Origin of the sequence: Bacillus sp. Marseille-P3661 (assembly GCF_900240995.1) — a bacterium.
GTDB lineage: Bacteria > Bacillota > Bacilli > Bacillales > Bacillaceae_J > OESV01.
The window spans coordinates 1820581-1844587 of record NZ_LT965953.1; the positions used below are offsets into that span (position 1 = coordinate 1820581).

A 24007-nucleotide genomic window follows, 5' to 3' on the forward strand; every position below is an offset into this window, starting at 1 on the left:
TTTAATAACTCCCTCTTATCATCGTTAAACTTTTCCTTACAGGTTCTAGTGCTGTGTAGTTAGGTAAATGATATGTTTTTATACCTTTCTCCACAGATAAACGTACAGTTTCTTCTGTAGAGCTCCTAATTGTTATTTTAACATCATCAATACCTGCATACTTCATTCGTAGGGCCATATCGTAAGCTCTCGTCCCTGAACACCACACTCCCACTATATCTTCACGGCATAATCGCTCCAAATCAGCATCCCAAATCCATGAAATATCCGTCCCGTCTAAATCTAAATCATTTAGATAGAGACAGACTTGTTTGGGTTCCTTTGTTTCCAAAACCTCAGATAAAGAAATATTCAAACCAACAGGGTTTTTAACAAGATTTAATATATGCTCAATTCCATTTAAGGAAATAGTTTGCATTCTACCATTTATTGCTTTATAAGAACGTAGTCCTTTTTTAATACATTCTTCGCTAATTCCTAACTCCTTTGCCACCGAAATGACTGCCAAAGCATTATAAATATTGTGTATGCCTTTAATACCAAGCTCATATTCGACTGTAGAAACCGTGAATTTTTGTCCATTAATAGAAACAGCTTCATATAAGATATCCGGACGTTTAAATCCACACTTACATTCAAAATAACCTAGCTGTCCGTAATGAATGTGCGTATAGTTAAGTTCTCTTTTACAGGACGGACAGTATTTTGATTCGGTTATTTGCTGCAACTCAAATTGATGGGCATGTTTGCTTAAACCAAAAAATACTTTGGGATTAGAAAGCTGATTAAGTCTAACTGTTAAGGGATCATCCCCATTTAAAACAAGTCTTGCGTTAGTTTCCTTTATTGCATCCGCGACTTTCTGCACCAATACGTCAATTTCTCCATACCGATCTAATTGATCACGAAAAAAATTATTGACTATGATAAATGATGGGTCATTTATTTCCTTGACCAATTTTGACATTGTCGCTTCATCGACTTCTATAACAGCATATTCATAATCTAACTTTCCTGTAATTTTAGCTGCTCTAATAAATGTTGTTGTAATTCCAGATATTAAATTCGCCCCTTCATAGTTCGAGAACACTTTTTTTCCACTTTCATTCAAAATTGAAACTAGTAAATTAGAAATGGTTGTTTTTCCATTTGTTCCAGTTATAAAAATAATCGTATTAACTTTTTTCGCTAACTCTCGTAAAATGTTATTATTTATCCTTCGTGCTACAATTCCAGGTTTTGCCGTTCCGCCTTTACCCTTCCATATATTTATCATTCTTTCAAGCTTTCCTGTGATAATGGCTCTAATAGTTTTGAGATTTAACTGCATGACTCTCCCCCCCTTCCTACTTTTATAAATTCCTTTTACCATTGATAGAAAAAAGAAAAGGCTGTATCCCAACTTACTGTTGGATCAGCCTTACACTGTACTTTGCTGCATTTAGGTTCTTACCAACCTTTGTTTGTGCTGCGAAAGTTCAAAGTTGGGCTAAGTATGAAAAATAATCAATCATAGATTGAATACTTTGATCAAAGTTCTCCTTCAATTTAGAGTGCTCAAAAATATGGACACCTGGCCTTGCATTCACTTCCAATATCCATATATGACCTTTATGATCAACACCTATATCCAAACCCAATTCACCTAAATTATAGGTTAAATTTCGTTCAATCGTTTCAGCACACTGTAAGGATACTAGTTTTATTTTTTCAGTAATATCTGAACTTAAATGACCAAACACTGGTTCTAATACTTCATTATATGGTTTTATCCACCCTCCATGTGTAGTTACGTTAGATAGGTCCACCACATTCGCTCCAATTGCGCTAGCATGCCATTGATTCTCTCCGTTCTTATTCATGTGAATTCGAAAGTCGAAAAATGAATTGTTAAGGTTAGCTAAATGAATACCCTGCTGAGCAATATATCTTAGTCTTTTTCTTTTAGGTAGTATTCTTTTGAATAATGAAGTAATGGACGCGAATTGTATAGACTTGTATTCATTATTAAAACGTGATTCACATAAATAGCTGCCATTCTCTAGTTGGGTAATCTTATAGATTCCGATACCATAAGTCCCGTGAGATGGTTTAAGAAATACAGTTTTGTAGGAAGTTATCAATCTTTTGACATCTTTCGGCCGTGGAGAAATATATGTTTTGGGGATATACGGTTCTAGTGATTCATTTTTCAATAAATAACGATGAATCGTTGCTTTATCGAAAAAGTAAGGATTAATGATTGGCGGTTTTTTACATTCTATGATTGTCTCAAGAAATAATTTGAAGTCCTTACGATGATATATTCTTTTGGATGTAACCCTATTATAAATAACATCTGGTAATGGAAATGTCCCACGAGACCATGTATGCCCCATTTCATTTTTTGAAGTGCTTTCAGAATAGGAAATGAAATAACCGTTTACAGTATTTTGGTTCCAATCAATATCATTATGGGTAAATGCATACACCACTAACGGCTTTTTCATATAGGAATACATTAATTTCTCTACTGTATTAGGGATTGGAGTATTTATTAAGATTCCTACCACCAATTCTTTTTTTTTCTTGTCGTCGAACAACCTATTATCGTTATGAATTGTTGAATCTATTAAGCGATTGTTATGTTCTGAGTTACTCATTATACACACCTTTCCATTTTACTAATTATCCAAATGAGCAACATTTTATCGTTCTATAAAACTTAGATTAAGTTTTTGTTTGAATATAAAATCATAGTCTCAAATATGATATCTAAGCGCATATTATTCCTAGAAAAGTATAATACGAAATCATTCCCGTTACTAAATATGAGCATAGATGTTGAATTACATTAATATATGTTTTTTTATTGAGATGTGACCCCTTTTAGTAAAAATTGACCACTTCTTTGTTCACGAATTTCATCGATCTTTTATGTTCAGATTGTTCCCACCAAAAATAATTGCTCTCCAATCAAAAACAGGACATTCTTTCCAGTTATATTGTTTATAATCTGAATGCCCCAATGTTCGTTTATAATTTGGCAAATCTTTGACGAGGGCAGCGTGTAATTCAACTAAGGATTTCTTCTGAGCATCCGTAGGTTCTTCTATTAAGAAATCCCCCACTACACAAATTCCAAGAGAATATTTGTTAGCCTTTCCCACATGATAACTTCTTGCACCTAAATCATTGCCCCACTGAATTTCACCCGATTTTGTGATGACGAAATGATAGCCCAAACCTCCATACCAACCATTATGTTCCAGGTGGTATTTTGAGAAGTTTATGGCGTCTCCACCAGGTGTTGAACTGTGATGAATGGCAATATCAGTTTTTGATTCAACTCCATAATCATTGTATTTCCTGGCTCTTTCAAGTTTGTGCCGAACATCAACCACCTGTGGTAGCTTTTGAAAATTAAACATCTAAAATTTTTCCCTCTTTCATTAATTTTTTTATTTTACATATATCCTACCTGTTGGAGCCGTTATACTGTTTTCTTCATTACTAAAATAGTGCAAAGCCGTAGTTTAATAACTCCATCATTTCTTCATCTCGCTTTTCCATACTTGGTTCACCTAAGATAACGGCAACGAGATGGATTCCGTTTTTTCTTGCACTAGCAGCTAAGCAGTAGCCGGCCTGAGGTGTATATCCGGTTTTCAAACCATCAACTTCTACCATTCTAGTTAACAACTGATTGGTGTTATATATTTTCTTAATTTCTCCTTGATAAATATAATCATGTTTTCGATGAGAGTATGTTAAAATCTCCTGTCGACTTACTAATCTAATTGCAAGTTGAGCGACATCGAATGCAGTGGAAAAGTGATTTTTACGGGGTAACCCATGAGGATTCATATAATGAGTGTTGCGTAATTTATACTTTTTAGCATATTTATTCATTTTTCGAACAAACATTTTAGTTGAGCCACAAATATGTTCAGCCATAGCTTCAGCCGCATCATTTGCAGAGCTTATTAAAATCGCCTTAAACATATCTTCAACAGAAAGTACATCTCCGGCTTTTAAATATAATCTCGACCCTCTGGTTTGAGTTGCCCTTTCTGTTACTCGAACAGGCTCTGACCAGTTTAATCCTCCGTTATCGATTTCCCTTAAAATTAATAACAAAGTCATCAATTTAGTTAAACTGGCCATCGGATATCTTATATGGACATTTTTTTCAAATAAAACTTCTCGTGACTTACATTCGATCAAAATTGCTGACTTTGCATTCATCACCAAATCATTCGGATTAATACTCATATACACCCCTCTTCAACGACAAGATTGTTATTGAATTACCCCTCAATACAGTTAGCAATAATAGGTATTCTTATATTTCTTCTATAATGTAAAGTATGGAAAAGTTGATAAATAGTGTAGGCTTTACGGGAACACGGGACTATTTTATCACTCTTAAAAACCTAACTAAAACCAATAGGTTCCCCTCGCCCCCTTATAAAGGGGGGTGTACCTCCCTTTTTGGGTATGTACCAATTCACTTAGTAATTGTATGATTTTTTAGAATATACAAAAAAATAAAACCTTAGGAACGGAGGTAAAATAATGAAGAAACGAAATCGTATTGTACAAGGGTTTTTAATAGGTGCCTGCTTGGTAACCTTCCCCCTTGGTGCTTCAGCGCAGATCATTATTCCAGATCCAACTACAGAACAAAGAGAGTCCATTAATGATCTTGCACTTCCACAATCTTTGGAAAGAAAGACAGGAACATTTTTGGAAGGTATGACACATACATGGTACGAATACCTGCCAAGCTCTTATACAGGTGAACAAGCTGTCCCGCTCGTTGTTTCACTACACGGGGCATCAGGTACAGGGCATGACCAAGCCAGAAGCACCGGATGGCATCTTGTAGCTGAGCGTGATGGATTTATAGTAATTTTCCCTAATTCATCATCTAATATTGACGTTAGAGACTCTGTGAATCGTTGGGATAACAAGAAGGACGGAATAGATATAGAATATTTGAAAGAATTAATTGATTATGCTATTTCCGAGTACAATATTGATACTTCTCGTATTTATATGCATGGTGTTTCAAACGGAGATATGATGTCATTGCAGTTTGCAGTTAAGCATGGCGATATGTTAGCAGGCCTTGCTAGCTCGATCGGTCCTACTCACTGGGGATTTTTTGAAAAAGGAGAGATAGACAAGCCTACGAATCCATTACCTGTACATCAATGGCGTGGTGAAGATGATATTATAGTGCTTGCACCTCCTAGAGAAGTTTCTTTTGACCCCGCCGGCCGTGATGAAGTGAATGCTTTTAATAAAAAACTTTGGTTGGACGTTAATGGAAATGATTTAATTCCAGAAATACGCATTGATGGGAAGGATAATCTCGAGATCTACCGTGGTGGAAGTGCTCTCTTTTTATATAACGAAGTAAAAGATGCACCACATGGACAAGAAGTATATGCTGCGGATTCAATGTGGAGTGAGTTATTAAGCGGTTATTCACGTGGGCCAAACGGTGAAATTATTCCGAGTGAACCCATTGATTCCCCAAGTGGCGACAAAAATGCTACAGCTATTGTGGTAGGTGCGGATAAGGCATTTATAGATAATAAAGTGGTGCCTCTTCAAAATGGTGGACCTACACTCATTGATAATAGCATATATGTACCAGTTCAATTCCTTAATCACGCATTTGGAGCTGCAGTAGAATTGCGAAGTGAAGGGAAACAAGCTATTGTAACTACACCTGAAGGGGCAAACATTGCATTCTCACAAGGAAATGCAGCGATAACGGTAAATAACCGAATCGAAACTTTAGAACAAAAGGTAGTGCTAATGGATGGACAACTGATGGTACCTATGCGCCCTATCTCAGAGACACTTTTTAACAAGAATGTCTCCTATAATAACGGAGCGGTTTATATTTCCGATCACTATGCTGAACTTAGCAGAGGAATCGCCCGTACCTTAACAAACATCCTAAAATAGATAAAAAACACACTTCATAAAATTTTTGAATTACTTTCATTATTGTGAAATAAAAAAAGTATTGGTGTCGATATTAAATCGACATCAATACTTTTTTCCATTATTTTATTTATCCGATACTCACATCTTCTGTCAAGGTAGCACGCTTTTTTAATTGCCATTCTTTGTCGAAAGACTGATTATCCATCTCACCTTTAATACCGAAGATTAGTTCCTCGTTTACTTTTTGAAAGTAGATTTCTTTAATTGGGATTTGTGTACTTATAAAAGGTTCAAATACAAATCGCTCTAGCTCAGGAGATTTATTTAATAGATAAGTACCACTTTCTCTTCCCATTTGAGCAGGATACAAAAATACATTCTGATCCTTCTCTTCAAATCTGAAAGTTTCCCAATGAACAACCACACCTTGAGGGGTTGCTGCTTGTATACTTCCAAAAACCATAGAATATACAGGTTCAGTAAAATCAACTACAAACCCTTCACCTGACCATGAACCACTTATAAATGACAATTCTTTTAATAGTTTACCCATCGAAGTTCCTCCTTCTTATTTAGAAACGATTATATTAACCGTCTCTAGCAAAGTGTTATTTTATTACTCTTTGTCACACTTTTTTTAAAAATCTACTTAACTCAGGTAACAATTTTTAATGGTACTGAAACAGGTCCCCACTCCGGAAAACGAGTCATTACAGCCTCACCATCTAATTCTATTTTCTTTGTTCGAACTAACAATTCTCTAAGAGTTGTACTTAGCATCATTCGGGCAAGAGGTGCGCCTGGACATTGATGTGGTCCCATACCAAATGCTACATGTTCTTTTATGTTGGGACGATTTAAGATAAATTCATCACCATTTGGAAAGACCTCTTCATCTCGATTTGCTGAGGCAAATACAACGGCAATTGGTTCATCTTTTTTTATGAGACGGCCACCGATTACGACATCTTTATTAGGTGTTCTAGCAAATCCTCGATAAGGTGTAAAAAGCCTTAAGTATTCTTCAATTGCAGCTGGAATAAGTGAAAGATTATTACGTAATTTGTCCTGAATAGCAGGATTTTGTGCAAGATGAACCGACATACTTCCAATAAAAACAACCGGTGCAATCATTCCTACTACAATCAATTGTCGGATCGTACCTAATATTAATTCATCAGGCAGTGGTTCACCTTTGTACCTTCTCGCTAGAAAGGCACTTGTCACATCTTCTGCTGGATCCATCGGTTCATCTTTTCTACTTTGAATAATGGTTCGTGCGATATCATAGAGCTCTAAGCTTTTTTCCTGAATCATAGGCTTATTTACTTCGTTCAAAGCTTTTACATATAGCTTTGTAACCTCCCGAATTTTCATTGACAATTCAGTTGATAAATTAAAAAACTTAGCAAATACATACCCCGGTAAGTGATGGGAAAACTCAGCGCAAATATCCCCACCACCAGAATTGATATACGGCTGTAATAGGTCAATTGTTGTCTTTCTAACTAAAGGTTCAAGCTCCTTCATCTTTTCTTCTGTAAAGAACGGATCTAACGTTCTTCGATATGGAGTATGTTCAGGTGGGTCCAAATGTAGTGGAGGTCTTCTTCCTGTGGTAGAAACCTTAGGTACAACATTCTGAACAGAAGTGACATAGGTATCAGGCTTTTTTAAGATATTAACTACATCATTATGTTTAAAAAGTGCCCAAAAGCCTTCGTAAGCTTCACTATGTGCAACGGGACATTTTTGTCTTAGTTCTTTATACTCTTCATGTGCACTTGTAAAAGTTTCTGGTCTCGTCGGGTCAAAATCATGTGTTAATCGATTATCCCTATGTCCAAGCAATGAATCTAAATCCCCGTGATTAAACGGACACTTAGACTGGCTTGAGGTTCCATCTACAAGCTGTTTATCGTTTTGATTATCCAACTGAATAACTTCCTTTCTTCATCTTATATGGTAGATAAGGGAATATGGAAAACTTTCTAAATGACTTTTCCATATTCCCACTACCGTTAAGATATTTTACTATTTAAGACATTAAGAATTTATTTACTCATTTCCTCAGCAATTTTTCTTGCATTGTTAAATAATTCAGTTCCATTTAAACCTTTTGCATCCAGTTCTTCGGCCACTGCTTTCGCATTTTCTTCCATAATTGCTAAGATTTCAGCTGTTGCCTCGGGTGATAAATCAATAATTTCATTTCCCTCTTCAATTGCTAGGTCTACACCTGCCTGTACTTCTTTTTCAAGACCAACCATTAACTGGTCTTCCCACCATTTGGCATTTTCTGTTATGACCTGTTGCTGTTCAGGAGTTAAACCAGCAAACACTTCTTTATTCATCATTTTTGAATTCATCCATGGTGTAGCATAAGGTAAGCGAGTGTTATATTTAGTTACTTCTGCAAATTTAAATGTTTTAAGCGGATCAGCTCCTGTGATAACGCCGTCAATCGTACCTTTTTCTAGTGCACTATAAGTTTCGGAGATTGGTAATTTAATTGGATTTGCACCTAACGCCTTAACTAAGGCCACAGAAGCATCATCAGCAACTTTAAGATTTAAACCTTTAAAGTCAGCAGCAGAACGAATTGGCTTATTTACTGTATGAATCCACGATTGACCTGCAGACATTCTAGTAAGCGGAACCACTTCTTCATACTCAGCTCCCATCTCTGGTGTATTAGCAGCAAGTTCCCTAGTAAAATCTAATAATGTTTTCATATCAGTAATTCCATAATTGAACATTGCCACAGAATATTCTAAAGTAAAACGGTCTCTTTCTGATCCTACTGCGGCTTGAGCAATCTCGGCCGATCCTCGCAGAACTTCCTGGTACCATTCCTTCGCATCAACTAATGTTCCATCATAGAATCTATCAACTTTAATTGAGCCATTTGATTGTTCTTCGATTCGATTAAACATCTCTTCATCTATTTGACCTTGATAATGGTTAGAAGATACGTATGTCGCATATTTAAGATTGACCGGATCTACCTTTTCTTCTACTGCAGTGTTAGAATCTGAAGTACTCGTCTCGCTAGTCGTTGGATTGGATGAATTTCCGCATCCTGTAAGAAGTACTGAAATCCCTATTAAGGCTGCAATTGATAGGGAAACTGCTCTTTTTTTCATGTTAAACATTTTTTTTCCTCCCTGAAATTGGTTTCTTTATAATACTTATCGGAATATTTAATCATTATCTAAAATATCCCGATATTTATTATCGCAAAATACCTCTATATGACTTAAATAAAGACCACTAGTATTAATATACAATACGGTTTCCCTTTAAATTTAATCTAGTAATTCAGGTAAAAAGGTAACTATATCTGGGAATAGCAACAATACCAGAATAACGACAATTTGAGCTACTACAAATGGCGTTACTCTTCTAAATACTTTTTCCAAAGTAAGCCAATTAAATAGCCCGGCTGTAGCATATACGTTGATTCCAACTGGAGGAGTAATAACAGCCATTTCCATAACTAGTACAACATAGATACCAAACCAAAGCGGATCAAACCCCAAAGCTATAACGACTGGAAACATAAATGGAACTGTTAATAAAAGCATCGATAATGAATCCATAAACATTCCCAAAATCAAGTACATAAAAGTTACAACTAACATTACCAATATGGGTGATGCATCAATTCCACTTATTGTTGAGACTATTTTTTGTGGGATGGTCGTGACGGCAACAAAATAATTAAATGTAAATGCACCAATCATAATAAGCCCTACCATACCACTATTTGCTGCTGTCCCTTTAAGTGATGTCATTAGTTTCTCCCAGGTAAGTTTTTTTCTAGCCATTGCAATTATGATTGCACCTGCAGCACCGACGGCTCCAGCTTCTGTTGGGGTGAACCATCCCCACGATAAACCACCGATTGATAAAATGATGATGGCGATTACTTCCCACGTAGCTGCTAACGCTTTCATTTTTTCTTTAAACGAATAGCGTTCTCCTGTACCTGGGGCTAAGTCAGGATTTATACGGCATATGATTGCTATCGTAATTACATATGCAATAGCTAGTATCATCCCTGGAACAATTCCAGCAACAAACAATGCACGAATGGATTGTTCTGTCATAAGTGCGTAAAGAATAAGAATTGCACTTGGTGGGATTAAAATACCAAGTCCCCCGGCAGCCGCAACTGATGCACCGGCTAAACCGGGGTCGTAATTACGCCTCATCATCTCAGGAATAGCGATAACCCCAATCGTCACAACTGTAGCAATTGTTGAAGAGCTGATCGCTGCAAACACAGCTGATGCTACAACAGTTGCTAACGCTAATCCTCCACGGTGATATCCTAATAACTTTTCACAAAGATCATACAACTTAGCACCAAATCCAGATACTCCAAAGATCTGCGCCATTAAAATAAAAGCTGGTATAACCGCAAAGTTATAATCTGTTATGGTAGTAAATGGAATTAAAGCAATCTTCCCAATTGACGCAGTCGTTGAGACGATATATGCAAACCCTGCAAAACCGGTCAAAGCCATTCCAATCCCCACAGGTACACCAATGATAATCATTAAAAAGAAGGCGACCATACATATGATACCAACTGTAAATGGTTCCACTATTCCTCGCCTCCTTTACTAATATTCTTCCCTGCTACTATTAAAAGGGCTAGTAAAATAAACACAATGACTACAATAAAACGAAATGGAGCGACCGGAATTTTAAGGTCATCAGTTGTTTCATCTAACATCCCCATGGTGACTTCTACTCCTGCATATGCTAATAAGCCACAAAAAAGCAAAATAATCACTCGTGTTAGGATCTCACAGACTTTACTAAATCGTTCAGGAAGACGATTGACAACCATATCCATCACAATATGCTGACCCTTTGTCGCCCCATATACAATCCCAAAAGAATAGAATATAGCTCCAATTAAGCCTAAAATTTCATAAAACCCAGGAAATGACCAATTGAATAGTTTCCGACTGATTACATTTAATGTAACCAATATGACCATCAGTAAAATGGCTATTCCCCCGATTTTCCCGAGTGTTTCACTTACGTTATCCAATACATTTGAAAAGGATGAACGAAAATCATTCGTTTTATTTCCACTTTTCTCCATAAGTTCACCTACCTACAATCTGCGATTGTTTTTCAACCAGAATCAATGTTTTTGGGATGCTGAACTTTCATATACTCCCATTCTTGATAGAATGGGAGATAAATAGAAACGTTGTTGTGTTATGCTGGTGTTAGTTTCATTGGTGCTGTTAGTACACCCCACTCAGCCCATACTGTCATCTGAACGTCTCCAACTAATTCAATGTCTTTTGTACTTTTCAACACTTCCTCTATTGCAATACGGATCATCATACGTGCCAAAGGAGCTGCCGGACATTTATGTGGCCCTTCACCAAATACGATATGTTGATGAATATTAGGACGATTTAAGATGAATTTATCACCCTCTGGAAAAACATCGTCATCTCGGTTTGCTGACGCATAATTCAAAGCAATGGGCTCATCTTTCTTTATTAATTGTCCTCCAATAACAACATCACGTTTCGCTGTCCTTGCCATCCCACGATATGGTGTCAGTAGTCTAAGATATTCCTCTGTTGCTGCAGGAACTAAACTCAAGTCATTTCGTAGTTGCTCTTGAACATCTTTATGTTTAGCAAGATGTACAAATATACTAGCTATTAGAACACTTGGAGCAATCATACCAGCCACCAGCATTGCACGAACACAACCTAATATCATTTCATCCGGCAAGTACTCACCTTCGTATTTTGTCTCAAGCAATGCACTTGTAAAATCCTCTTCAGGATCCATCGGATTTTCCTTCCTTGTTTCTATAACGGTTCGAGCAATATCATATAGTTGAAGACTTAACCCTTTTACCTTTTCTTGGTTATCAAACGCCATAATTGCTTTTACATATGCAGTACTTACTTCTTTAATTTTGGCAGAAAGGGATTTTGGCAGATTAAAAAACTCGGCAAATACTAAGGATGGTAGCTTATGAGAATAATCAGCCGCAATCTCTACTTCACCTTGTTCAATTAATGGTTTGACCAATTCTTCAGTATCTCGTTGAATAATGGGTTCAAGCTTTGCTATCTTCTCTTTCGTAAAAAATTGATTAATCAAACGGCGGTAAACTGTATGCTCTGGTGGATCAAAATGCAAAGGTGGACGTCTTCCAGTAAATGCGACTTTAGGTACTACATTTTGAACAGATGTCGTATATGTATGATAATCTTTTAACACCCCCACAACATCTTCATATTTGGATAGTGCCCAAAACCCTCCCCATTCATTGCTATGTGCAACTGGACATTTACTTCTCATTTCTTTATATAGTTCATGAGCACTTGTGAATGTTTCAGGTGCTTTTGGATCAAAATCATGATCGCCCCGCTTATCCATTGTGATTTCTTTAAATAACTCGTTTTCATAACTTTCTAAATCACCGTAATTAAAAGGACATTTACCTATTTCATTTTGATTACTCATACTTCAATCTCCCTTTCCCACTTTTTTAGATACCATTAATAAACACCAAGGGATTAAAATCCTGAATACTTCATAATTGATTCCGCTCCACGATCAAAGCGCTTACATTTAAAATAGAGCAATCCTTATAATAGCAAAGCAAAAGAAATAATTAATTTTTTTGTGCCATCTCCAAATTATCCAATACTTTTTTTAGTGCTATTTTCAGTATCCTTTTTTCAGAATCAGATAACCCCATGGTAATAGTCTCCTCACATTCCACAATCATATCAGCAGCTGTATATTCTAATTCCTTTCCTTCTTTTGTAAGGAAAATCCTTTTAATTCTAGCATCCTTTGAGTCTGCAGATCGTATAATCCAACCCTTATCAACCAGTTTGTCAATCATACCTGTTAAGGATGCTGGTTTCACACTTAACTGATTTACTAACTCTTTTTGAGTCATGCCATCCTTTTCCCATAGCAGTTTCAAAATCCAATAATCAGAACTAGTCAATCCATGAATTGCCATCTTATGATCAGCCATATTTGTCAAGTTAAGTGATATTCTTCTAAATAATGATCCAAACCAATTACGTCGATCCCTTATAATTTCCATACAATTTCCTCCACAGCCAATAAAAAGTTATCTAAGAAACTTAGTTTATCTTATTCTTTTATTGTTTTTATATCATCTTCACTATTGTCTTATGGATAGAATAATATATTTAGGATCCTAACCATATAATCATAAGAACTATTAACAAGTTATTTAGGTTCCTAATTTATTTCTAATAATTTTTATAATACATAATTTTCGGAATACTTTCAAGTGAATCTTTGCCATATTAGTTAAAATATTATATTCTTTTTATAAAAACTAGTATTCTGTTAACTTTTCAGTTTACTATATTTTGTTAATTAAAATGGATTGTTGCTTGAAGGTCATTACTTTTATCAGTAAAATCAACCTTGATATACTAAAAATCTTGATAACACAATATTTTTCTTGGTGGTGAAATGCAATGCACAAAAACAAAAGTAAAATTAGTATTATTGATGTTGCAAACCATGCTGGTGTGGGAGTAGGTACAGTTTCAAGAGCTATTAATAATACTGGTAGCATCTCACCGAAAACTAAACAAAAAATTATGGACAGTATAAACGAACTGGGTTATATCCCGAATAGGCTTGCACAAAGTTTGAGATCCCAAGAGTATAAAAACATCGTATTCTTTGTAAACCTTGAAGTTACTACATTTTCTAGAATACTAAATGGTATGTACACCCAATTTGAGTACCATGGGTACATGCTTAGCCTCTGTAATATTGGTGAAAGTAATATTCTAGATAAAATTAAATCCTATACTAGCTACCAACATTTTGATGGCGTGATTCTTGCTACGCCAATTGAAGTTGATAAAGAATTAAATGAGTACTTACAATCTCTAGACGTCCCTGTTGTAACTTTCGAATTAAGCATACCAGGTCTCGCTACAGGTATTACCGTTGATTATCATAGTGCAGTTATGCAAGCAGCGAATTATTTATTTTCACTTAATCATAGAAACATCGCTCTTTTATGTGGTTCAACAAATATCCCAACTAATATCGGTATTATCGGCGGTTTCCGTGAAGCCTTTGCTAATCATAATATAGAATTACAAGAAGAACTGATTATTCGTTCAAATGCATCATCTAATAAAATAATTGTAAATGAACTTTCATTGCTTATGCCACAAATTAGAAGAAAGGAAATATCCGCGATACTATGTATGCATACTGCCTTTTTACCTCAGCTTTTACAAGTGATGAAAGACGCTAAAATCCGCTACCCTGATGATGTATCACTAATTGCTGTAGAAGACTATGAATTAACCAAGCTTTTAGATCCATCTATCACTGTCATTAAACGTCCACTATTTGATATGGGTAAAAAAGCCGCAGAGACTTTATTAAAGTATATTCAACAACCTGATCTTTACGGACAGCTCCCCTCTAATATTATTTCTACTGAATTCATTATTAGAGAATCTTGTAAAATCCTAAAAGAATGATTAGCCTTTATTTTTATTAGTTACATGATAAAAATCACTCAAAACTTCACTATATTATAAATCTAGTTTATAATTTATTATAATTATTTTTTGAACATTCAAATTTTTTTGACGAAGGTGAGGAAACAATGATTGATAATATTACTCTTCAAGAGTACGTAAAAAAAATTGATAAAGCCACCACTAATGAAGAAAAACACATCTTATATATACGTGGTTTAATTGAAATGTTTCCAATTAAAAATGTATTCCTTTTCAGATTTTCTCCAATTGGATTTACAGCTGAAGGCGTCATCCAACTTGATGAAAATGGTGAATTAAACACGATAGAAGATGTTCGCGATGATTTAAGAACATTACCAATCATTCAGTCAGCCATTATAAACCGTCAAGCAGAGTTCATCTCAAAAGAAACTTATCTAACACATTCCTCCAGTTCTGCTGTGCCAACATTAGTTTCTTCGATGTTGATTATACCAATTTGTTTAAGTGCTAATGTAGTAGGTTATACTGTATCTACTAAATTTACTAAAGATATTGAACCACAACTCGAGAGTTTACTATCCACTCTAACAGTATTCGGAAAAATGTTTGGTAAAGTTCTAGAAAGTGAGTTTCAATATTACCCTATCGTTGCTTTAAGCAAGCGTGAGATTGAGGTTATGCAAAGACTCGCCCATGGCAATAGTATTAAAGAAATGTCAGAAAGAATGAACATTAGTGAACATACGGTTAAAGATTATATTAAGTCTGCTGTAAAGAAAACGAAAGCAATGAATAGATTACATGCAACTATCATATTATTGCGGAAAGGTATTATTTTTTAATTTGTTGCTGTTAAACATCTATGTTGATTTCCGCTCTAGGATATTTACGGAAAATCAGCTCGGCGGGCTGTGAGTCCCTTCAGCGCTTTGCCCCTATTTGTCTCATGGGATATCCCGCTGCTCCAAACAGGAGTCTCGCAGCTTTCGCCCCAATCAACATGGTTTATAATCAACATTAAGCTTTCAGACCTTTATTTTAAGCATCGGTTTGCCAAGTGTTTCTAAAGAAACACTTGGCATTTCGCATACCATTTTCTTTAAGTGAATTAACTTAAAGATCCATCTTCATCATAATTTTTTCCTGTTCAGTTATCTCATCGTTAGTTGTCCGAAGCGGCTCGTCTTTAAGAAAAACGGCAATAAAAAACCCACTTAGTACAAGCACTGCACAACCAAACAGCGCACCGGTAATGGAGTATCCTAACATTCCTCTTAAATCCCCAACAATTGTTGCGAATAACCCATGAAATTCTGATGGTACTGTTGATTTTATTTCGGCTACCGATTTAGGATCAACTAAAGTTTGGAGGTCTTTTAGTTTTGTTATTTGTTGTTCAATATGCCCATCCATATTAGGGATATTTAACAATAGTTGTGTGCTACTTTCTTGTTCAAAACTTTTCAAAAGACGGGCATTCATTATAATACCAATTATCGAAACACCGATTGTCGAACCTAAATGTCTTGCTAGCTGAGAAGTAGACGTTGCCACACCTAACATCTTATGAACCACAGCATTTTGGACTATTAATGTAAATACTGGAAAAGCTGCTCCCATTCCAATGCCCATAATAATTAAACTGGCGATAATCATGAAGTAAGGAGTCTCTGGACCCATTATTGCCATTGATATCAACCCAAATATAATAGCTAAAATACCAGTCAATGAAATTAATTTATACTTTCCATACTTACTAATGATAATTCCACAAATAGTACTAGAAATCACCATCGACAACATCTTCGGCATTATTGTAAAACCTGAAACTGTTGCAGACATTCCTAGTACTCCTTGGAGAAAAAACGGTATATACATCATCGCTCCAAACATTCCTGCTGCAGTGAAAAATGATGCTAAATTTGCTAATGTAAACACTTTATTTTTAAACAAGCTTAGAGGAACAACTGGACTTTTAACTTTACATTCTATTTTAATAAAAATAAAAAAGGTGATACAGGCTATTGCTAGCAAACCTATCGTTTGGAAGGAAGTCCATGCATAGTGAACTCCTCCCAAAGAAAAAGCAAGTAGCAAGCTTATCAACGAAATTGTAAGTGTTCCCGAACCAAGGTAATCAACCGGTTCTTTTTCCTTTTGTCCCGTATTTGGTAATAACAAGAAAATTAATATAAAAGCTATAGCTCCGAACGGAAGAAATGCCCAAAAAATCCAATTCCAATTAAAGCTATCTGCTATAAAACCTCCTAATGTTGGTCCGGAAACACTAGCCAATCCAAAGCCAGAAACTAATAATCCCTGCCATTTCCCCCTTTCTCGTGGCGGAAAAAGATCTCCTACAGCTGCATGAGAGGTAGATAAAATAATTCCCCCACCTAACCCCTGGATCCCTCTAAAAATAATTAATTGTATGATAGATTGCGATAATCCACATAAAAAAGATGCGACTAAAAATATAGAAATTCCCGTTAATAAAAACACTTTTCTCCCATATACATCGGAAAGCTTACCAACAAGAATTCCTGAAATTGCTGATGCGAGCATAAACATGGTGTAAACCCAGTTGAAGTACTCTACACCGCCTAATTCCCCTACAATTCGAGGTAAGGCTGTTCCAACTATGGTTTGATTGACTGCTGCAAAATACATCGCGGACACGATCGAAAGCATAATGATGACTTTTTGTTTCGTATTTAAATGTTCCATTAACATCACTCCTCATGAAAAACCAAGAAACCGAATGACCTTTACATTAAATAGTCTTAATTCATTTCATCATCAATATTTAGATGTCATCATTCATTTCTGATCACTTGCCCGCTACCTTAAAGGGGAATCTATCTTTTTTCTAGATGGTTCAAATACAGTACGACTTCTTCGACGATTTCCTCTGGAATTTCCCTCGATAAAGTATGACTATGGTCTTGATAGAAGATTGCTTTTGCTCCTGGAACTGCCTTAGCCGCGAGTAAACCCATTTCAGCACTTGAAATATCGTCCTGACATCCACATAATAATAATGTTGGAACTTGAATCTTACTTAGTTCCAATGCTAGTTCTTCATTTGTTTTAGCATGTGGAAACGGTTTTCGCGGGTTGATTAGTTTTTCTTCCCTGGTCATGCTAATAAAGCGCTCTTCCTTCTCCTTCTTCATAATTTCTCTGCGAGCAAGCCTTTTCGGATCACTCGTCGGCACCAAGTAAATACCTGGAGGTCGGTAGGTAGGGTCATTTGCATCTGCTGCCTCGATCATTTTTCTTCTCGCTTCAGAAACGTCTCCTCCCGCACGATCATTCGGTGCACCTACAACCGAGATAAATGCTTTTAACACCTCTGGTTCGTCTTGTGCAATTTGCCAGCCCACGCCAGCACCGTGAGAAACACCTGTATAAATAAATTGACTTATTCCTAGAGATTTAGCAAATTCCCGAATATCATTCGACCAGGTTGGGTACCACCCAAAACCAAGATCTTCAAACACATGCGTAGACTTTCCATAACCACGTAACGTAATAGTATAAACATGGTACCCTTTATCAGCTAATATCTCTTGGTAGCCACCTTTAGAAAAATCTTGTTGAGCTGAAATAATGACGTTATCTCCACTCCCAAATTCTTCATAATAAAGCTCGATTCCATTTACATTTGCGATTGGCATGGTTATTCCCCTTTCTACATAAATAATTTTATAAACATCATTATTGCTAGTTTTACCCTCTACTTTTTAGAAGCGTTACCTTATAAACTTCGGTATAACTGGTAAGTCAATATAGGAAGCATAATCTTTTTGGTGATAAATAGTTTGCGTTGCCTTTATTCCAACCTCATCTTCCCCGATTGGATTACCCGTATTCATATTACGGTCATACCAAGGAAAATTACTACTTGATATATCGATACGAATCCGATGACCTTTTTTAAACATAATGCTCGTGTTACCCATGTCTATCACATATTCATAGATTTTACTTGGTTCCACTAAAACTGGTTTAGAGCTCCAATTTCGAAAACGGGCACGTTGTATGCCATCTGCTATATTAAAGGCACGTCCGTCTGGGTGTACATCAATGATTTTTGCTGTAAAATCAGTATCAACTGCTGTTGTCGATGCAAATAAGTGTAGCTTGATTGGACCAGTTACCTCTACTTCCTCCTCAAGTTTGTGAGAAGTATAACATAATACATCATTGCGCTGAGCAATACGCACCTGATCGAAAGGTCCTGGTAGTAGACCCGTTGTAGCCATCGTCTTACCTCCAACAGTTGGAACTGGGTGATGTGGATCATAAATATAAGTGTCTGGAGTTTCATTATCTGGCGCACGAAGATCTAGTTCCCCATCTCCTGACATCGTATTTGCATTCCCATTACTATGAAGAAAAAATCGTTGCCAGCTTGTTTCAGGAAGCGGCCAAGACTCCCCGTCCTTCCATTCGTTATCCCCCATTCGAAAATACCTTACTGTCGGAATATCGACATCCGTTTCCATTAAATATTTCCGAAAGAAATTGAGTAGACGTTCATGAATTTCCGAACCTTTACCACCAGCTGATAAACCAAATGATATTTCACCTAAAAAATTACTAGGAGCTCCGTGCATCCACGGACCAACTAACAACATTTGATTAACACGAGCAAGTGAAGACCCTCCACGTTCCTGCATGTTTTGGAAATTCTCAAATGTTGACCATTCCAATTGATCAAACCATCCCCCGATATGAAAACACGGAACTTTTACATTTTCATACTTTTTTCTACTATATTGATCTTCTAGTGATCCTGGTTTCAAACGAGCTTCCCACATATCTCGAATAATTTGGTTATTAGCTAATGGGATGTTTTTAAGTGGTAAAAATTGCAGTAATTCATCTGGATTTTTTAAAATTCGATTTAGATCCTGACGTAAAGCTGAAACGTCCTCGCCTTGTTGTTCAAGTTTGTCAATCAAATCAAGTGAAGTTATTGGAATGGCATTTGCAGCTGTTACAAAATTAACGACCCCAGTTTGTGGCGGTGGCTGCATATTAGGTGCTATATCCCCAATCCAAGGTGATATAGCTTTCAGATGAGGTGGGTTTGCCATCGCCCCAATCCAAGTCATGGCCGCAAGATAAGAGCCACCCGCTAATCCAACATTACCGTTACACCATTCCTGGTCTGCAATCCATTCGACTGAATCATACCCATCGATTGCTTCAATTTCGAACATCTTTAAGCGGTTCCACTCGCCTTCAGATTCATACCTGCCTCGTATATCTTGAATCACAACGCTAAATCCTTCAAAGGCAGCCTCAACAGGATATAAAAATCCTTGTCGGAATTGTTGTTTACTATAAGGTGTTCGAATTAAGATTGCTGGGTGTTGACCATTATCATCTGGACGATATATATCAGCCCTTAATATTGTCCCATCGCTCATTTTCATCGGTACATTTCGGTCCATTCGAATTGACCTTTCCAAACAGAACACCACCTAACCAAAAATTATAGTTGAAACCAAGAGAGTAATTATTCAATTACAATTTCATTTCCATCCCACTGATACTTCGCATTTAACTTAGCTTTACTAGTTATTTGTTCCATATAATCAAAAACTTTTTGACCTTCATCGTCTTGTTTCATTACAACTGGCTGGCCTTTTTTATTGACAATACATGGAACAAAGCTCGTTCTTATAATTTCTCCATCTTCTACTTTTACTTTAGCGATAATTGTATAAATGGCCTCAGGATGGAATGGATAGGTTGGGTACTCTTTGTCTGGGACAAAACCAAATAACTCCATTCTTTTATTGGACCACGCTTGTTCATCCTGACCGGGTTTAGGAAACAAACTAGGAACATAGGCGACGAAGTTACATAAGCCATGGAAGATTGTTTTTCCTTTATAAATTTCAATCCCTTTTAATAAATGAGCATGTTCTCCAACTATTAAATCTGCGCCAGCATCAATGGCTGCATATGATATCTCTTGTTCATAATCAGCAATTTTCACAGGTTGATGAACTAGTCCTTTATGAAAAGAGACAATCAAAATGTCACAATGTGGACGTAAAGCCTTTATATCCTCCTTCATCAATTGTAATGAAGTTGGTTCTGCCCGAGTGTAAATGCTAGGAGGTCCTCCAGGATTAGCATGTTCTAATTCATAATGAGTTAGAATATTTACGTACGCACAACCCGGCTTATTAGCGGCAGCTGATGTTTCTTTTGGACCAACGCAGTTGTATTTAAGTACACCAATTTTTATTCCATGACGCATAGTAATAACAGGGCGTCTCGCTTCTTCTAAGTTTTGTCCGGCTCCTACATATGCAATGTTATGCTCTTTCAACCAAGAAATCGTATCCGCAATTCCTTGATCTCCAAAATCAGCAAGGTGATTGCCTGCCAATGATAGAATATCAAAGCCAGCTGAAACTAATGATTCCAAATATACTGGGTCTCTTTCTAATTCAATAGAATCTGGATGATTATTGGAGTACGGTACTTCTAACTGCCCTATTAATAGATCTGTCGTATTAAGCTCCTCTTGAACATGTTCGAAATACGAATCTGCATTTTTCCCGACAATAATATCTCCAACAATTGAAATATTAATCGTTTCTTTTGTCACCAAATCCTCCTCCTATTCTTCCCTATTCTTTTCATAAACTATAATTCTATCATCAAGCCATGCATAGCCTGCATTTAGTCCTGCTTCAGCTGTAATCTTTTCGACATAATTAAACACACGTTGACCATCACTATCATTTTTCATCACCAATGGTCTGGATTCTTTATCAATGATTAGCGGTATATAACTTGTTTCTATTATTTTTCCATCTTCAATCACGCATTGGGCGATCATCGTATAAATGGCTTCTGGGTGAAATGGATAAGTCGGATAGTCTGGGTCAGGTTCAAATCCAAATAATTCTCTGCGTCGTTTAGCCCACGCATCTCCAGAGTTTGCTGCTAAAATTGGAGCATATGCTACAAAATTACATAAACCGTGGAAAATAGGTTTACCCTTATAAAACTCTATTCCTCTTAAAATATGTGCATGGTGCCCCACAATTAAATCGGCACCAGCGTCGACTGCTGCGTACGAAACTTCTTTCTCATAATCTGCTATTTTGACCGGAGTATGGCCTAGCCCTTTATGTAAGGCTACAACAAGTACATCACATTGTTCTCTTAAGGCTTGTATGTCTGCTTTCATTGTCTCTAGTGAACTCCGCTCCGCCCATGTATAAACACTAGGAGGGCCACCCGGGGTTGCATGATCAAGTTCATAATGGGTAATAATTTTCACATATGCACAGCCAGGCTTATCCGTACCAGCCCATGTTTCCTCTGGCCCAACACAATTGTAGTTAAGATAACCAATTCTTGTACCCTTATGGTCAATGATCACCGATTGTCTTGCTTCTTTTATATTCATTCCCGCACCAACATAATGAATGCCATGATCACGAAGCCATTGAGTCGTATCCTCAACACCTTCAACACCAGCGTCCATTAAATGATTGCCTGCTAGTGTTACCAAGTCAAAACCACAACTTACAAGTGGTTGAAGACTTTCTGGAGGACGATCTAACTTAATTGCATTTTGGTGGCGGGTTGTGTAAGGAACCTCTAACTGACCAACAACAACATCCCCATTTAATAGAGTCGGTTTAACATCAGAAAATAACGGCTCTGAGTTAGATGCAAGGATGATATCTGCTACATTTAATAAGCTGATTTTATCCATGATTATTACCTCTCTTAATAGTTTTCATAAATTGATATTAAAATGGGGCCAGAACTTTGCCCCATTTTTTATAAATCTACTTATCTTCTAGTTTTGCGTTTTCAGGAGTCCACTCTGAACCATGCCCAACATTTATTCCAGTATCCTTAACAGAATCATGAACAATAAAAGGTACACCTTCTACTAAAATAAATGTAGCCAATGCATAGTCTTCAGAGACTAGCTTTTGAATATTATTTGAGATTTCTGATAACTGTTCCGAATCTTTTGCTTTTCTTGCTTCTGCAAATAGAGATACGATTTCATCTTCATGCTTTAGGTGATGACCATATGTTGTAGCTTGTGGTGAGAAATTTCTTGGCATATATGTTCCCAAATCGTAATCACCACGATGATTGTACTGAACAAGACCATCCCAAGGTTGGTTATTAGCAGATGTTGTTAATTCTCTGAAGAAAGCATTATCTACTGTGTTCAGTTCAACATTTATGCCGACTTCCCCTAAAAAGCCTTGAATAGCCGTTGCTAAGTTAACATCCGAAGGTCCATTGCTTACAGTTAATTTTGTGTTAAATCCATTTGGATATCCTGCTTCTTTAAGCAGTTCCTTTGCTTTCTCAGGATCATAGGTGATAGCAACATCATTATTATAGCTTGGTGATCCAGGTACCCCCCATTGGTTAGAGGCGATCGCATTGCCATAATACAACATCTCAACAATTGCTTCTCGATCGATTGCATATGAAACCGCTTTTCGAACTAGTGGATCAGCAAATGGTGATTGCGGATCGGCACTATCACTAATGATTCCTCTCCCAAGGGCACCTAAACCTGTTGTTAAAATTTTCACGTTAAAACCATCTACATTTTTCATAGTATTAGCTGAAAGCGGCTCTGCGCCAACAATACCTTGAACCTCGCCAGCTTGTAATGCTGCAGTCGCCGTTGTATCATCTACCATAAAATAAAATGTGACACTATCAAGGTAAGGTTTCCCTTCCTGCCAATAATTGGGGTTCTTCTCAAAAACAACTGATTGGTCTTTTGTCCAACTTACAAATTTGAAAGGTCCAGTACCGATTGGATTATCCTTCACCCAATCTTTCCCGTTCGTTTCATAGGCAGTTGGAGAGGATATCGGAATAAAATGACAAATGTTATTTAACATACTACTATTCCATTCTTCTAATTGAACTTGAACAGTATAATCTCCCAATACTTCAACAGCTTTAATACCATTCAATTCTCCGCGTCCAGCTTCCATAAACTGTTCAATATTCCACTTGACTGTCTCTGCATTAAAATCAGTTCCATCATGAAACTGGATTCCTTGATTAAGCTCAAATGTAATCGTTAATTCATCTGAATTTTCTTCCCAGCTCTTAGCTAAAAGTGGTTGCATTTTACCTTCAGAGTCATACTTTCCCAATTTCTCCAATGCAGTACCTGAAATAATAACATCCGAAATAGCCCTTAGCTCCGATGCTGGTGCTAGAGCTTGCCCTCCACCTGATATCGCAAGTTTTAAATCTCCACCATTATTACTAGTAGTTTGTTCAGTTGAGTCTGGGCTATTTGTTGGATCTGTTGATTCTTGAGGAGAATTCGTTTTATTGCTACAAGCTGTTACAGTTAATAGCAAAATCAATGACAATAGTAAGATCGTGAATGGTAGGCTGTTAATTTTCCTATTCTTCATAATATCCCCCTTTAATAAATCTTAATTTACTTAAAACAAATCTCGGCACCTTAAACTCATATT

At 36.6% G+C, this 24007-nt stretch carries 20 protein-coding genes; 3 read left to right on the forward strand and 17 right to left on the reverse strand.

The annotated features are described in order from the left end of the window. Position 1: 1 nt before the first annotated feature. The 4 genes from C1724_RS08480 to C1724_RS08495 all read right to left on the reverse strand — a co-directional run bounded on the left by C1724_RS08480 (position 2) and on the right by C1724_RS08495 (position 4254). Positions 2 to 1330, reverse strand: coding sequence for a MurT ligase domain-containing protein (locus tag C1724_RS08480; protein ID WP_180994185.1), 1329 nt, complete (start codon positions 1328 to 1330; stop codon positions 2 to 4). A 148-nt stretch (positions 1331 to 1478) separates the two neighbouring features. Beyond that, a complete protein-coding gene (locus tag C1724_RS08485; protein ID WP_102346244.1) occupies positions 1479 to 2642 on the reverse strand; it encodes a YheC/YheD family endospore coat-associated protein in 1164 nt (387 codons plus the stop codon). Between the two features lie 261 nt (positions 2643 to 2903). Continuing rightward, a complete protein-coding gene (locus C1724_RS08490; RefSeq protein WP_102346245.1) occupies positions 2904 to 3410 on the reverse strand; it encodes a peptidoglycan recognition protein family protein in 507 nt (168 codons plus the stop codon). Between the two features lie 82 nt (positions 3411 to 3492). Continuing rightward, entirely contained in the window at positions 3493 to 4254 is a 762-nt protein-coding gene (locus tag C1724_RS08495; protein ID WP_102346246.1) for a D-alanyl-D-alanine carboxypeptidase family protein, read from the reverse strand. A gap of 303 nt (positions 4255 to 4557) precedes the next feature. Between C1724_RS08495 and C1724_RS08500 the strand changes: the two genes are divergently transcribed. Then, positions 4558 to 5964: a stalk domain-containing protein gene (locus tag C1724_RS08500; RefSeq protein ID WP_102346247.1), complete on the forward strand. Its 1407-nt coding sequence runs from the start codon at positions 4558 to 4560 to the stop codon at positions 5962 to 5964. Between the two features lie 109 nt (positions 5965 to 6073). On the opposite strand, the gene C1724_RS08505 is transcribed toward C1724_RS08500, so the two are convergent. From C1724_RS08505 to C1724_RS08535, 7 genes are all read right to left on the reverse strand, one after another. Continuing rightward, positions 6074 to 6499, reverse strand: coding sequence for a hypothetical protein (locus tag C1724_RS08505; RefSeq protein WP_102346248.1), 426 nt, complete (start codon positions 6497 to 6499; stop codon positions 6074 to 6076). 101 nt (positions 6500 to 6600) lie between these two features. Then, positions 6601 to 7881 carry a cytochrome P450 gene (locus tag C1724_RS08510; protein ID WP_258000319.1) on the reverse strand — a complete coding sequence of 427 codons (1281 nt, stop codon included), beginning with the start codon at positions 7879 to 7881 and terminating at the stop codon, positions 6601 to 6603. Between the two features lie 119 nt (positions 7882 to 8000). Further along, positions 8001 to 9101 carry a TRAP transporter substrate-binding protein gene (locus C1724_RS08515; RefSeq protein WP_102346249.1) on the reverse strand — a complete coding sequence of 367 codons (1101 nt, stop codon included), beginning with the start codon at positions 9099 to 9101 and terminating at the stop codon, positions 8001 to 8003. Between the two features lie 153 nt (positions 9102 to 9254). After that, the gene (locus C1724_RS08520) at positions 9255 to 10559 is read right to left on the reverse strand and encodes a TRAP transporter large permease (RefSeq protein WP_102346250.1); all 1305 of its coding nucleotides are present in this window, start codon (positions 10557 to 10559) and stop codon (positions 9255 to 9257) included. Further along, positions 10559 to 11068: a TRAP transporter small permease gene (locus C1724_RS08525; protein ID WP_102346251.1), complete on the reverse strand. Its 510-nt coding sequence runs from the start codon at positions 11066 to 11068 to the stop codon at positions 10559 to 10561. The genes C1724_RS08520 and C1724_RS08525 overlap by 1 nt, the downstream gene beginning before the upstream one ends. A gap of 119 nt (positions 11069 to 11187) precedes the next feature. Continuing rightward, on the reverse strand, positions 11188 to 12465 hold the full coding sequence (locus C1724_RS08530) for a cytochrome P450 (RefSeq protein ID WP_102346252.1): 1278 nt from the start codon (positions 12463 to 12465) through the stop codon (positions 11188 to 11190). A gap of 151 nt (positions 12466 to 12616) precedes the next feature. After that, the gene (locus C1724_RS08535) at positions 12617 to 13063 is read right to left on the reverse strand and encodes a MarR family winged helix-turn-helix transcriptional regulator (protein ID WP_102346253.1); all 447 of its coding nucleotides are present in this window, start codon (positions 13061 to 13063) and stop codon (positions 12617 to 12619) included. Between the two features lie 406 nt (positions 13064 to 13469). On the opposite strand from C1724_RS08535, the gene C1724_RS08540 reads away from it, so the two are divergent. Next, a complete protein-coding gene (locus tag C1724_RS08540; RefSeq protein WP_102346254.1) occupies positions 13470 to 14501 on the forward strand; it encodes a LacI family DNA-binding transcriptional regulator in 1032 nt (343 codons plus the stop codon). Between the two features lie 128 nt (positions 14502 to 14629). Beyond that, a complete protein-coding gene (locus C1724_RS08545) occupies positions 14630 to 15328 on the forward strand; it encodes a helix-turn-helix transcriptional regulator (RefSeq protein WP_102346255.1) in 699 nt (232 codons plus the stop codon). Positions 15329 to 15599: 271 nt separating this feature from the next. On the opposite strand, the gene C1724_RS08550 is transcribed toward C1724_RS08545, so the two are convergent. From C1724_RS08550 to C1724_RS08575, 6 genes are all read right to left on the reverse strand, one after another. Then, the gene (locus tag C1724_RS08550; RefSeq protein ID WP_102346256.1) at positions 15600 to 17213 is read right to left on the reverse strand and encodes an MDR family MFS transporter; all 1614 of its coding nucleotides are present in this window, start codon (positions 17211 to 17213) and stop codon (positions 15600 to 15602) included. A 131-nt stretch (positions 17214 to 17344) separates the two neighbouring features. After that, positions 17345 to 18166 (reverse strand): alpha/beta fold hydrolase, encoded by an 822-nt coding sequence (locus C1724_RS08555; RefSeq protein WP_102346257.1) that lies wholly within the window; start codon positions 18164 to 18166, stop codon positions 17345 to 17347. Positions 18167 to 18241: 75 nt separating this feature from the next. Continuing rightward, a complete protein-coding gene (locus C1724_RS08560) occupies positions 18242 to 19969 on the reverse strand; it encodes a CocE/NonD family hydrolase (protein ID WP_102346258.1) in 1728 nt (575 codons plus the stop codon). A gap of 47 nt (positions 19970 to 20016) precedes the next feature. Beyond that, a complete protein-coding gene (locus tag C1724_RS08565) occupies positions 20017 to 21123 on the reverse strand; it encodes a CapA family protein (RefSeq protein ID WP_102346259.1) in 1107 nt (368 codons plus the stop codon). Positions 21124 to 21135: 12 nt separating this feature from the next. Next, the gene (locus tag C1724_RS08570; protein ID WP_102346260.1) at positions 21136 to 22245 is read right to left on the reverse strand and encodes a CapA family protein; all 1110 of its coding nucleotides are present in this window, start codon (positions 22243 to 22245) and stop codon (positions 21136 to 21138) included. Positions 22246 to 22321: 76 nt separating this feature from the next. Continuing rightward, positions 22322 to 23944: an ABC transporter substrate-binding protein gene (locus C1724_RS08575; protein WP_102346261.1), complete on the reverse strand. Its 1623-nt coding sequence runs from the start codon at positions 23942 to 23944 to the stop codon at positions 22322 to 22324. Between the last annotated feature and the right edge of the window lie 63 nt (positions 23945 to 24007).